Below are 14,893 nucleotides of genomic sequence, written 5' to 3' on the forward strand. Positions count from 1 at the left end.
ATGCCTTTGGGGCCGAAAGCGATTTCCCGTTTTCTTCTTCTTACTCCCTCTCCTCGGTACTCCGGGGAGAGGGTTGGGGTGAGGGGCCGAAGTGCTAACAGCCTGCGCTTTTTAGAACGACCGATCGTTTAAAACAACTCATCGCTGCCCATGCCGTTGGCGTTGAAGTCTTGGGCTTCTCCTGCTGAGACGCTGAAGTCGTCGTTGCCGGTGTAGCCCCAGACCTGGTCGAAGATCGCGTCGCTGGTGATTGCAGCGAGGCTGCTGCGGTCGTTGGTCGATGACCACTGATTGAGCAGGATCAGCAGCGCGGCGTCGTTGTCGGTTGAACGGCTGTAGAGCGCGGCGCCGAAGGTTGCGTTCACGGCTTGGCTGGTCCAGCTGCTCGATTCATTCGCGAGACGGCCGCTGATCAAGAGGTCGTCGCCAGCGTTGCCGTTCATGTTGTCGGCGCCGCCGCCGCCGATCAGCACGTCGTTCCCGTCGCCGCCGAGCAGCAGGTCGTTCCCTTCGCCGCCGCTCAGCAAGTCGTTGCCGACCGCGCCGCTCAGTATGTCGTTGCCGCCACTGCCGTAGAGGCGGTCGTCGCCGGTGCTGCCGTCGACAGTGTCGTCACCCTCGCCGCCGTAGACATAATCGTTGCCGCCGCCGGCGCTCACCTGGTCGTTGCCGCCACCGCCATAGAAGACATCGTTGCCGCCGAGCGCGCTGAGAATGTCGTTGCCGCCGATCGCGGAGTCTTGCGCGAGAGGCAACGTGCCGGTGAGTTCTTCATCGCCGATGACGATGTTGTCGCCGCCGCTGGCGTTGATCTGATCGTTGCCGAGGCCGCCGACGATGAAGTCGTTCCCCATGCCGCCCGAGATGTAATCGTCGCCATTTTCGCCGTGGATCTCCATCGGGAACGTGACGTTCGAGTGCGTCACGTAATCGTTCGCGTCACCGGCGTACGTCAGCGTTTTGCCGTTCATCGGGAAGTCGACGAACGTCGTGTTCAAACGGACGCGCACGCCGTTCGGCTGCGTCGGCGACGGGTTCAGCGAGAAGATGATCGTGTCGGGCCCGCTCGAACCACGCACCAGCGTGTCGCCGAGTTGCAGATTGAGCAGCTGATGATTGGTGATGAAGTTGAGATCTTCGATCTGCGTGTAATTCAGCGGCTGGAGACCGGGGCTCGCGATCACGCCCGAGAGGGTTGCGAGCACGAACGACGAACCGAGCGGCACGCCGCTGAGATCGAGATTGAGCACGTCGCCGACGCTGTCGCCGATGGTGCCGATCGGCGCGGTCGGTTGACCGCCGTCGATCGTGATCGCCGTGCTCGCGCTCGGACGAATACCGCGCACGCTGTCGGCAACCGTGAGTCCCGCGTTGCCAGAGCCGGTGCCGACGATGCCCGGCGCGGTCGCGCCGAACACATCGTTGCCGTCGCCGGCGTTCGGATTCCCCGGCGCGTCGCCATAGAGCGCGATCGTCGAAACACTGCTCGCCGTCGCGGTCGGCGTCGGTCCGGTGCCACCTTGTTGATCGGAAGTGAACAGCAGGAACTGATCGGCGCCGAGCCAACCACTGAGCGAAACAATCGACAGATCGTGCGCCGGATTCGTGTTCACGAACTGCGCGTCGATCGTGTCGTTGCCGGTCGTACCCGTGTAATTCAGCGTGTCGATGTTGCGGAAGATCACGTCATCGCCCGTCGCGGCGTTCACACCTTCGACGCGATAATCGGCACTCGCGGTTGGGTTCACCGCGTTGATCAGCACCGTGTCGCCGGTGCTATCTGCAGTATCGATGATCGTCAGCGTGTCGTTGTTCGCGGCGAGCGAACCATCGGTGCCATCGACGATGACCGGCCCGACGATGTCGTCATCGGGACCGCCGGCGGCGCTCTGCAGCACGAACGAATCGTTGCCCGTGCCGCCGATCAGCGTCACCGTGCCCGTGTTGCCACTCGTGCTGAAGACGCGAATCGTGTCGTTGCCCGTGTTGCCGATGAGAGTCACGCTCGGGTTGTTCGTCTGACCGCTGCCGAAGCTCGCGAGGTCAATCGTGTCGGCATTCGCCAAGCCGTCGATCGCAATCGAACCGAAGTTATTGCCGCTGAACGTGAGCGGCGTGTAGCCGGTGGCGCTCACGATGGTGTTCGCGCCGCTGCCGTTGATGCCGATCACATTCGCGGCCGAATCGCCGATGATCTGCAGCGCGCCAGGAGTCGCGCCCGTGCCGGTTCGCTCGGCAGATTCCGTCCGCACGAAGTAGGCTTGCAGTGAAGCCGCGCCGGAAGCCACCAGCACTTCGCCTTCGTTGCCAGTCGCGCCAGTGCCGTTGCCGATCGCGTACGACAGCGCCGCACTCGCGCCGGTCAGATTGAAGAGCAACTTATCAGCACCGCCGTTGCCATCGAGCAACACCGAGCCCACGCCCGCGAGATTCGCATTGTCCGGAATGCTCGGCGCGCTGCCGGCGAACGTCGGCAAGCCGCCAACGTCGCTCACGGTCAGCGTGTCATCGTCGCTCGAACCGAGATAAGTAAACGACTGAATCTGCGCGCTGGCTCCTTGGAAGATCACACCAACGTCATCGTTGTCCGGCACTGCTGCTGAACCGGTCCGTTCGACCACCAGATTCGCACCGCTGCGCCGCAGCGTGATCAGATCGGGCACGCCGGTGTTGCCCCACGCTGCCAGGTTCGCATCGAGCGACAGATGGAACGGCGCGTTGGCGTTCATCTCTTCGATGCTCGTGTACGTCACACTCTTCAGCGGACTGTTGAGAGTCCACACGCCGCTGCCGATGCTGCCCAGCGTCAGCTGCCGGCTCGTCGTCGCCGACAGATCGAGATTCAGAATGTCACCGGTCAGCGTCATGTGCGGCGCGAGACCGTTCACCGTCACCGCAGCGTTCGCTTGCGGCGCGAGATTAAACGTATCGTTGTCGCCGTTGCCGTTGAGCACGGCTCCACTCGGCGCGGTGATCGTTCCCGTCAGCGCGAACACACCACCGACTCCGGCGTCCGCAACACCGACGTCGATGTTCACCGTCGTCGTGGTCGCGCTCACGAGATTGCCAGCGAGCGTCGCGTTATCACCGGCATTCAACACGATCGCGCCAGCCGAATTCACATTCACGGCTGCCGTCAGCACAATGTCTTGCCCCACACCCGCCGCATCGATGGTCGACAACGTCACATTGCCGCTTGTCGTAGTGCTCACCGTTTCGTTCACGGTCAGACTGCCGGTCGCACTCAGATTCACATCGCTGGCCGTCGCGCTCACACCCACCAGCGCGCTCACGCCACCGATGATCAAGTTGCCAGTGTTCGCCAAAAACACCCCACCGCTGCCGCCGGCGGCTTCGACATTCGCCAGCGTCGTCTCAATCGGATCCGCGCTCGTTCCCACACCGGTCGCGGCTTGCAGCACGATGCTCGTGCCCGTCACATTATTATCATCATCCGCATCCGTGATGCTCGTGCCGGCGACAATCGAACCACCACTCGTCGTCACATTGGCAATCGCCGCGCCAGCCGTCGTCGTCAGCGTGAACGCGCCAAGCGCCAACGTCGAATCATTCGTGCCGACGTTATCACCCGCACCGGCATAGCTCGACACCGTCTCATTCGCGAGCAGCTGCACCGTACCGCCAAGCCCGACATTCACCGCACCAGCAGTATCAAACACCGCCGCGCCACCGCTGAGTTGCAACACCCCCGCGTTAGCATTCGTCGCGCCCGTGTAAGTATTCACGCCCGAGAGCGTGAGATTCCCCGCGCCGATCTTCGTCAGCGCGCCCGCTCCACTCAGCACGCCGCTGAGCGCGACATTGAAGCCGTTCGTATCGATGATGGCCGGGCCTACCGCGTTCGTCAGATTGAAGTTGAGAATCGACGACCAACCTGCCGTGGCTCGCAGCGTACCGCCACCGAGGTTCGCCGTGTAAGGCCCACCGCCGCCGTCGGTCACGATGCCGCCGTTCCCCAGATTGAACACACCGCCGTTAAGCGTGAACGTGCCGTTGCCCGCGGTTGCGGCGCGGCTGTTCAAATCGATCTGCGTGGCATTCGCCGTGCCGCCGGTCTGCAAGAACGTCCCCGTGCCATCGGTCGCCGTCGACAACGCAAACCCACCGTTCACGTTCAGCGTGCCATTGCTCAAGTTGTAGAACGTCGTCGCCTGCGGATAGTGCCCCATCCGCACGCCGTTCCCTTCGCCGGCATCGCCGGTCGTCGTCACCGTGCCACCCGTCTGATTGATCGTGCCCGTCACCGTGCCGCCATCGGCATTCCCCATCAAGATGCCAGCCGCCGTCAGGCTCCCGGCGCTGACGTTCAGCACACCGCTCGCCGTGCTGCCCGTCGTCATCCCCGCAATCTCGTCCGAGCGATTCGAGCCCACCACCACCACGCCCGTCGAGGTGACGTTCGCGCCATTGATCGTTGCCGTACCACGGCCGACGCGTAGCGCGCCGAACGAGATCACGCCCGTCGAAGTAATCGTCAGATCGCCACCGATCGTCCCAGCAGTGCCGAGCGTTACCGCGCCGCTGACATTCACCGCGGCCGAACCGCCGATGCTCAGCGAGCTATTGACGAACTGCCCAATCGCAATGCTGCTCGCCGTGACGTTCGCCGTGCCAGCAATCGTCGACGTCGTCGAGTCGGCGATTCGCAAGCCACGAGCGCCGATCGTGCTCGTGCCGCCAGTGATGCTGAACGACGCATTGCCGGTCGCGTTACGATGATCGACCATGATGCCCGGCACATTCAAAATGCCGCCGGTCTGGCTGAACGTGCCATCGCCGTCGGTCGCAATCGCGATGTCGGCCGTGGGGTCGGTGAGCTGCAGCGTGCCGCCCGAAAGCGTGTAAGTGCTCGTCTCGTTACCCCAGTGACCGAGGCGAATGCCTGCGTTTTCGGTGGAGTTGCCGGTCACCGTCACGGTGCCGCCGCTTTGATTCAAAAAGTTCGTCTGCGCCGGCCCGCCGTTGTTCTCGCCGAGATGAATCGTGCCGGTCGAGATCGTCGCCGTCCCTTGAACATTCAGCGTGCCGCTGCCGCCGCCGAGAATGAACGACGGATTCGCGCCGACGCCGATCTGCCCCGCCGTCACCCCCGCGTTGCCGCGGATATTCGTCACACCGCCGGCAGCGTAGAGCGTGCCGATGGTCGTGGTCGAACCAGTATCGAACGACAGCGCACCCGCGCCGATCTTGCCGAGAATCTGTCCGCCGCCGGCAACAGTGCCGGTCAATTGCAAATCGCCGGCCGCATTGGTCACTTCAATTCGCGGCGAGCTCGCCCCCGCCGACGCCGTGAGATTAATCGTCCGGTTCATCGCATCGGCAGCGCCGCCCGTGAACTGCAGCACGCTGTTGCCGCTGATCGTCACGCTGTTGCCACTGCCCAGGTGACTCGCCGCGCCGCTATTCGCCACATCGGCCACGCTCAGCACACCGCCGTTGATGATCGCCGCGCTGGTGAACGTATTCGCGCCCGAGAGCGTGACCGTTCCCGTGCCATTCTTGATCACACTGCCGCTACCGCTGATGACCCCCGGGAACGAACCACTGGTGACAATCAGATTCGCATTCGCCGCATTCAGGAACCGCGTGACAATCTGATCGCCCGCGCTGCCGGTGAGCGCGCCGAGGATCACATCGACTTCACCCAGCGTCAGATCCTGCACGAGTCGCAGCGTCACATCGCCGCCACCGGCGAGCGCCGCCGGCGTGGCCGAGTAATCGCCACCATTCACAATGATCACACCGGCGTAACCGGGCAGCGCCGTAAACAACGCGGCCAACGACTGAAACGCCGTCGTCCCCATCGTCGCCGACTGCACCCCGGGAGTCTCCCGATCACCATCGACCACACCCGAAGCCGGAAAATCATCATCGACATACAGCGCCGCGATCGGCGCCAGCGCGACGAGCACCACATCATTGCCATCGCCCGCATGATATTGAATCTGCATCGGCTTGCCGTCGACGGTCACCGTGGTCCCTTCCGCGAGACCGTTGAACGTTCCCGTCGTGTCGGCTGCCGCCGAACCATCGTTATCAATAATCCGATAAATCGACCCGACCGTCGGATTGAATGTTCCAGGAGTGCCGGTGTAATTCACGGTCAACGTGCTCGTACCGCCGAGCGTCAAACTGCCGCTGCCCGTAATCCGCAGCTGATCAAAATCCGTCCCCGCCGTCGTGCCAGCAATCGAACTGATCTCGATCGTCAGCCCACCGTTCTGCACGTAGTTCCCCTGCACGTTGCCGAAACCAACAGCTGTGCCGACGCCCGGTTGATGCACGCCGCCCGCATTCACCGTCACCGGTCCCGTCGTGCCAGCGCCCGTGAGCGTCGCGCCAGTCTGTACCGTCGTCGCGCTCGGAATGTTCGACCCCGTCACACGCAGCGTGCCACCACTCACCGTCGTCGCGCCGGTGAACGTATTCACGCCGAGAAGATCCAAAACACCCGCCGTGGTCTTCGTCACGCTTCCCGCGCCTGAGATCACTCCGTTGAAGGTTCCTTGCGCCACAATCAAATTCGCATTCGCAGCGTTGTTAAACCGCGTCACAATCGCATCGCCGGCATCGCCCGAGAGATCATTAAACTGCACATTCAAATCCGCCCCGCCGGCCACCAGATCCTGCACCAACCGCAAAGTGACATTGCCACCGCCAGCCAGTAGCGCCGAAGCATACACACCACCATTCACCACGATCGTGCCCGCGAAACCCGGATACGCCGCGAGCGCCGCAGCGATCGAAGCAAAGGCGTTGACTCCCACCGTCGCCGTCTGCGTGCCGGCCGTTTCCAGATCGCCATCGACGTTGCCGGTGGTGAACTGATCATTCACATACAGCGTGGTGATGTTCGGCGCGACGAGTACCACATCGTTGCCATCGCCGCCGTGATAGTTGATCTGCAGGGCCTTGCCGTCGACGATCACGAACGAGCCATCGGCGATGCCCGTGAACGCGCCGGTCGTATCTGCCGCTGCCGTGCCGTCGTTATCGATGAGCACATACGTGGCGCCGACGGTCGGATTGAACGTTCCCGCTGCGCCGGTGTAGTTCACCGTCAGCGTACCGCCGAGAGCAACGCTCCCCGTGCCCGTCACGCGCACCTGATCGTAGTTCGTCCCCGCCGTGGTGCCGTTGATCGAGCTGATCTCGATCGTCAGCCCGCCGTTCTGCACGTAGTTGCCCTGCACGTTCGCAAAGCCCACCGCCGTGCCGACGCCAGGCTGATGCACGCCGCCCGCGTTCACCGTCACCGGCCCGGTCGTGCCAGCGCCAGTCAGCGTCGCGCCGGTCTGCACCGTGGTCGCGCTCGGAATATTCGAACCGGTCATTCGCAGCGTGCCACCGGTCACGGTCGTCGCGCCGGTGTACGTATTCACGCCCAGCAACTCGACCTGCGTCGCGTTGATCTTCGACAGCGTGCCGCTGCCGCTGATCACGCCGTTGAACGTTCCCTGTGTGACGATCAACCCCGCGTTCGCCACGTTGTTAAACCGCGTGATGATCGCATCGCCGGCAGCGCCCGAGAGATCGTTGAACTGCACATTCAGTTCGTTGTTGGTCAAATCCTGCACGAGTCGCAGCGTGACATTCCCGCCGCCGGCCAGCAGGGCCGAAGCATACACACCACCGTTGACAACGATCGTGCCGGCAAACGTCGGGTTCGCCGCCAGCAGCGCCACGATCGATTGAAACGCCGTCGTTCCCATCGTCGCCGTCTGCGTCCCCGCCGTTTCCAAATCGCCATCGACGGTCCCACTCGCCGGAAAATCATCGTCGACATACAGCACCGTCGGCGCCGGCACGGTCAGCACCACATCGTTGCCATCGCCACCGATGTACGACAGGATCAGCGCCCTGCCATCGACGGTCACGGTCGCCCCTTCGGCCAAACCGCTGAACGTGCCAACCGTATCCGCCGGCGACGTCCCATCGTTGTTGATCAGCACATACGAATTACCCGCCGTCGGATTAAACGTCCCCGCCGCGCCTGTGTAACTCACCACCAGCGTCGCCCCCGCGCCGATCGTCACACTGCCAGAACTGAGAATCCGCACCTGGTCATAATCGGTCCCCGCCGTCGCGCCGCTCACCGAACCAATCTGAATCTGCAGCGCGCCATTCTCGACATAGTTCCCATTAACCGTCGTCGTCCCCACATTCGTCCCCGGCGCGTGCGTGCCGCCCGCATCCACCGTCAGCAACCCCGTGGTCCCGGTCCCAGTCAACGTCGCCCCAGTCTGCACCGTCGGCGCACTCACCATCGTGCCGGTCACATTCAACGTCCCACCAACAACCGTCGTCGCCCCGGTGTAAGCATTCACCCCCGCAATCGTCGCCGTCCCAGCCCCCGTCTTCGAAACCACCGCCCCATCGTTGTACTGAGCCAAATTCTGCAACGTGCCACTGGCGAGTGTGAAATTCATCGGCAAGGCAGACGTACCGATGGAGTTGCCACTCAGATTGAGCGTGCCGCCGGCAACATTGACGAGCGGGTTGGCCACCAGCGCGCCGGTGCTCGTGCCCGCAAAGGCGCCACGAATGATGTTGCCAGCCAAGGTCGTCGTGCCGCCCGTGATGTTGAGCGTGGCGTTGGTCGTGAGCGCGGCGACATTGGTGGTGCCGGTGATATTGAGCGCTCCCATGGTGATCGACGTGCCGCTGGTCGCGCCGATGTTGACGTTGCCACCGCTGATGTTGAGCGTGGCGTTGACGGTGTGTGGCTGGGCGACCACCGTGTAGCCCGAGCCCGCAATCGAGCCGAGCGTAATGCCGTTCGCAATATTCACTGTGCCGCCACCGAGATTGACGGTGACGTCGGAAACACGCGGGATATTTGCCCCGTTGCCCGTTTCACTGCCGCGCGTGCCGATGGTCATGCTAGTGACGTCGAGCGTCCCGGTATCGAAGCTGAAGACGTTCGTCCAGGCGACGCCGCGCGACTGCGTGCCGATCGAAACTACGCCGAGCAGCAGATCGGCATTGTGGCCGGTCACGTTGAAGAGGTTATTGGCCGTCACGCCGGTGTTGACGGTACCGGTCCCCATGTTGAAGGTTGCGCGCCCGGTTCCGACTTGATTGCGGATGACCACGCTTCCCGTCGCTCCGGCGAAGTCAATTCGACCGCCATCACGGCTACCGGTCCCGATGTTGAGCGTGTTGGTGCGTAGCACATTCGTGCCATTGCCGAGCGTCAGGCGATTTTGAGCGCCGGTGGCGCTAGCGCCGATGGTGATGGTTGGGGCGATCAGTGTATTCGCGGTGTTGCTCAGTAGAAGCTCGGCCACCGCGGCAGGCCGGTTGTCGCCATCGCCCTGAATGGTGATGACTCCGGTCATCGTCAAATTCACAGCCGCTAGCGCCGAGAGGTCTACCCGAGCGGCAGTGCCCGAAGGAGCGGCGGCGGTGTTGTTGCCGATGATGAAGTTGGCCCCATTCACGGCCAGCGTGCCGCCGCCATTGATGGTCAGATTCGTCTGCGAGGTAGCCGTATTACTCCCGATGGTGACATTGCCGTTCACGGTGAACGTCCGACCAGCGCCAACGGTGATCGTATTCGCAGCCGCAGCGTTGTTCGTGCTGGCGAGCGAAGCCACCGTTTGATTGAACGTTCCCAAGTTGAGCGTGCCGGCGGTGGTTCCTGTACCGACGGTCAAGGCCGTCGTCGTCGGCAACGCGTTATCGACGCCCGTAGTGACCGTTCCTTCGGTAATCGTCGTTGAACCGAGATACTGATTGGCTGCATTCAGCGCGAGCGTGCCGGTGGTGTTCTTCGTGACATTGCCCGCGCCATAGATCGGGCCGTTGACCGTGCCGGCTCCGATGATGAGATTGCTGTTGGCCAGGCTGTAATTGCGCGTGATGATCACGTCGTTGGCGTCGCCAGTGAAGCTCGCGAGCGTCACGTCGAGTTCGTTCGGAACGGTATTGAGATCCTGCACCAATCGAATCGAAACGCCGTTGCCCCCCGAGACATTCGCCGCGGCATAAGTGCCGCCGTTGAGAATGATCTGCCCGGCGTACGTCGGATAAACGGCCAAGGCCGCTCCGAGACTGGTGAAGGCAGTCACACCCATCGTCGCCGATTGCATGCCGGGAGCTTCGGCATCGCCATCGACCGTGCCGCTGACAGGGAAATCGTCATCGACGTAAAGCATGGTCACGGCGGGCCCGGCCGTCGCGCGCAGCACCACGTCATTGCCGTCACCGCCGACATACGAGAGCGTCATCGATTTGCCATCGACAACGATCGTGGCCCCTTCGGGCAAGCCGGCAAAAGTCCCCGCCGTATCGGCAGGGGTCGAGCCGTCGTTGTCGATCAAAATATATTGCTGACCATTCACGCCATTAAATGTGCCGGGCGTGCCGGAATAAGTGACGCTCAGCGTGGCGGCTGGATCGATCGTGACGCTGCCCAGCAGCACCTTGATTTGATCTTGATCGACGCCAGGCGTGAGGCCGGCCGGCGTGGCGATTTGAATCTGCAACGCACCATTCACCACATAGTTGCCGACTACGGCGTGATAACCGGGAGTACTGAGTCCCGGCGCATGGATAGCGCCGGCGGCAATCGTCACCGGTCCGACAATCCCCGTGCCGCCCAGCGTAGTTCCTGTTTGCGCGGTGGTGGCACTGACCATTGAGGTCGAGTTTTCAAGCAACGTGCCGCCAGTCACGAGCGTCGGGCCGGGATAGGCATTCACACCGGAGATGGTTGCCGTTCCGACGCCGCTCTTGGTCAACGTGCCGCCGCCGTTGAGATCGGCCAGGCTGCGGAGTTCGCCGCCGGTGAAGGTCATGGTCACTTGATTCGCCGCAGCGCCGATCGTCTTTGCGCCCATATCGAGCAAGCCGCCGCTGACGTTGACATTGGCAGCCGCCGTCACGCCACCGGTGCTCGTTCCACCCAGCGTTCCCTTCACGATATTACCCGCCAGCGTGACCGAGCCGCCGGTGATGTTGACGTTGGCAGTCGAATTCAAGGCGGCGGTGTTCGTCGTGCCGGTCACGTTGAGCGTGGCCATCGTGATCGAATTACCGCTGGTCGCGCCGATGTTCACGGTACCGCCGCTGATGTTCAGATTGGCGGTGACGTTGCGCGGCTTGGTGGCATCGGTGAAGCCGGTTCCGCCGATGCTTCCCATCGACGTAATGCCGTTGGTGATTGTCACTGTGCCGCCGCCCAGATTCATAGTGGCGGTTTGCACGCGCGGGCCCGTGCCGTTGCCCGCTGTATCGCCCGACTCGGTGCCGAGCGTGAGACTGGTCATCGTCAACGTGCCAGTATCGAAGCTGAATATGTTCGTGAAGTTCGAGCTTCGTGGCTGCGTGGCGATCGAGGCCACACCAAACAGCAGATCCACGTTATGGCCGCGCATGTCGAACGTATTCGAGCCATCAATGCCCGTCGTCGCGGCTCCCTGGCCCATGTTGAACGTTGCCGCGCCAGTACCCGCTTGGTTGCGAACCGTTAGCGTGCCATTGGTCGGACTGGCAAACGTCACCGAACCAGAATCGCGGCCCCCCGTACCAACGCCGAAGGTATTCGCGTTGAAGACATTGGTCCCCGCGCCCAGGATCAAAAGGTTCACACCGGCGGTATTGCTGCCGCCGACGGTGAGCGTCGGCGTGGTAATCGTGTTGGCCGTATCGCTCAGTCGCAGCGAAGCCACATGAGTTGCGTCGTTATCACCCGATTGTTGCACGACAAGACTAGTCGACATGGTCGCCGTGAATGACGCCAGCGCAGACAAATCCAAACTAGCGCGACTTGAAATGTTCGTGCCGCCCGTATTCTGGCCCACAAAGAATGTCGCACCGGTTACTTCCAGCGAACCGCCGCCGTTCATCACCAGATTGGTCGAAGCATTGTCCGCGTTGTTCGAGATCACCACATTGCCGTTGACGGTCAGCGTGCGACCGGCGTTGACGGTGGCGATATTATTGGAGGTTGAGTTACTATTCGAACCAAAGCCGGCGAGCGTTTGATCGAACGTCGCCATATCGAACGTCCCCACCGTGGTGCCGCCACCGACGAGCAGCGTCGATGCCTGCGATACGCCGTTGCTCACGCCAAGTCGCAGTGTCCCCTCGAGGATGGTGCCGGTCCCGGTGTAATCGTTCGTATTGCTCAGCAACCGCAACGCTCCCGGCCCGGCCTTCGACAAACCGCCGACGCCCGTTCCCGTGCCGGTCAGCGAAAGAACCGTCGCCGCGGTGCTCACATCAAAGCCGCCCGTACCGGCGTTAACGGTGTAGTTGCGGTTGTACGTGAAGTCGCCGCCCGAATAGCGCAAGAACCCGCCGCCGAATTGCAAGTTGGCGGCCACATTCGTCGCCGCGCCGATCGACGACGGCACGCCGCTGCCGTTGACCAGCGTGGCAGCCAACAACGTGCCGCCGTTGATCTGCGTCGGCCCGGCGTAGGTGTTGGCATTGTTGGTGAACTGCAGAATGCCGGTTTGCGTCTTGATCACGTTGCTGCTGGCAGCGCCACTGATCAAGTGGTTGATATCAACCTGGCCAGGACCAGCCGTGTTGGGACCGACTTGAATCGTCAGATCGCCGGTCAGCGCGAGCGTGTTCGCCGCGTTGGTCATCCTGATCAAACCATCGGCGGTCGACTCGTTGTTGAAAATGATCGTGCCGGTCGTGGGCAACGTCACAGGTCCCGCCAGCACGAGCGAAAAGGCGCCGGTCGCGCGGCTGACAATCTTCGAACCGCTGGTCATCGTGATCGGATTGTTCACCGTCATCGTGGCCGAGTTCGACACCAGTCCAAACTGCCCCGCGTTGAGCAAACTGATCGGCGCGGTCGCGGCAACGCCGCCGACAGCCTCAACATTGGTGCTCGCACCGAAGAACATCCGCGTTCCATCGATGGTGAGTTGCGTGAATTGATTCACGCCAGCCGTGTTGCCGTTGATAATGACCGCGGGACCGATCAAGCCGTTCAGCAACAGCGGCGCAGCGCCGGAAATGCGGCCGCTCACCGTAATATTCTGCGTGCCCGCGTTGTTAATCGTGCCGCCAGCAGCGCCCAACGTAATGCCGCGATTGGCGGCCAAGTCGATCTGCGCAGCCGTCGCCGAATTGCGCAACGTGCCGCCGTTGAGCGTGATCAAATTGGCCGTGTGCGCCGTAGGTGTAATACCTAGTTGCCCGACCGCGGTGAGATTGAGCACCGATCCCGTCTCGACGGTCCAGCGCGCCGGAGTCGCGGCGACACCCAGATTCGCATTTTGTGTGAGGGTTACCACGCCCGGTCCGCTCACCGTGATGTTCGTGCCGTTGCCCCCCGTCAAATCGTTGGCCGCGTCGCTAAAGGTCAGCACGCTCGCCGCATCGGCAGTGGCGAACGTCACGCCGGCAGTGTTGGCAACCGTGACGATACCGTTCTCGCGCGCACCCGCGCCGCTGCCGCGAATCGTGCCGCCGTTGTTCAGCGTGATCGGCGCATTGTGAGTGACATTGTTAATGCCAAATGTCGCGCCAGTGTTGATGATGGTGTTGCCGGTTCCAGCCGCGTCGGCAGCGTCGATCTGCAGCATGCCGCCGTTGATCGTGTTCACGCCGGAGTAGCCCGTGCTCGCACCACTCAAAATCAGCGTGCCGGTTCCTTGTTTCGTCAAACCACCAGCGCCGAGCAGCAAACCAGAGAAGGTCGTGTTCGAGGCATTGCCGGCAGTCAGCGTTTGCCCGGTCGTGAGATTGACCGTGGGAGTCGTATCGGTCGAGGCCAGCGAAGCGATCTGCTCGTTGAAGCCATTCAGGCTGAACGCAACACTGCCGGTCAGGCTCAAGGCCGTGGCGTTGGGAATGATATCGGCTGCGCCCAGGTTGTAGTTGTTGGTCGCGCCCGTTCCTTGTAACGAAATCAACGGCGTATTGAACGCAGCATCGAAGCTGCCGATCGTCGTGACGTCGCCGCCGTTGGTAATCACCGTCAGCGATGTCGTGGGGGTCGTGAAATCGACGGACTCGCCCAGCGTGCTGTTGATGCGCGTCATCCCGTCGCCGCTGACGTTATCGCTGATCAAAACGGTTTCGGCGCCCCCCGTGAAAGTAAAACTACGAGTGCTCGCCGAGAGGTTATCGATGACAGGTTCCAGGCCCACGTACGTCAGCAGTCGGCCATCGACGGCGATCGAGCCGTCGTTGTCGTTGACAAACGAATAGTCCACGCTCTCGACGTCGCCGTTCTGCAGCACGATCTGATCGCCTGGATCGGTGCTATTCTGATCGCCGCCGTAGAAGAACATGCCTCCCGGCAGAATCGAATTGCCGTGCGAAAAATCCACCGTCAGCGTGTCGTCGCCAGCGCCGCCGAAGATGTGCAGTTGTTGCACGGGGATCGCGGATAGCGGAATGCTCAGCGTGTGCTGATCTGCAAGCAACACCGCGCCCGGGATCTGGTTGCTGGTGAAGGGAACGAGCGCATCGGTGACGAGCAGATTGCCCTCATCATCCTGGCGAACGAAGATCTGATTGTCGTGCTCGGAGCCGGTTGCCGAACGGACGACGAGTTTTCCCTGATGGTTGATAAACGCAACCGGATTCTCGAGCACCGGTGGTGAGTCTGGCGGCAGAATTTCTGGTCCGTCGTAGCCGTGCAGCACCAGCCGTGGTTCGAGCGATTCCAAAAATGCCCGGCGTTTTTTCGCCGTCGATTTCTGCCGTTCACACCGCTTTTTCTGCGATTCAGATACGAAACGGCCATACAGAGACCGGGAGAGGCTCAGCATTGGAGAGGTACCGAGATGGGAGAGGGCAAATCTGGAGGAGTACTACGGCCCCCGCCGCACAAACAGCTGTGGTTCCCCGTTCCTGAGACCAAGCCTGTCCTACCGCTGCGCTGGCGGAATCTGTA

General features: G+C 62.3%; 1 protein-coding gene. It reads right to left on the reverse strand.

Going from position 1 to position 14,893, the window contains the following annotated elements; translation table 11 throughout:
• Window positions 1-128: 128 nt before the first annotated feature.
• Complete coding sequence (locus tag M9Q49_RS12770; protein WP_254509132.1) at window positions 129-14,768, reverse strand: autotransporter-associated beta strand repeat-containing protein; 14,640 nt, start codon at window positions 14,766-14,768, stop codon at window positions 129-131.
• Window positions 14,769-14,893: the final 125 nt, after the last annotated feature.

The sequence above is a fragment of the Anatilimnocola floriformis genome, from assembly GCF_024256385.1.
GTDB lineage: Bacteria > Planctomycetota > Planctomycetia > Pirellulales > Pirellulaceae > Anatilimnocola > Anatilimnocola floriformis.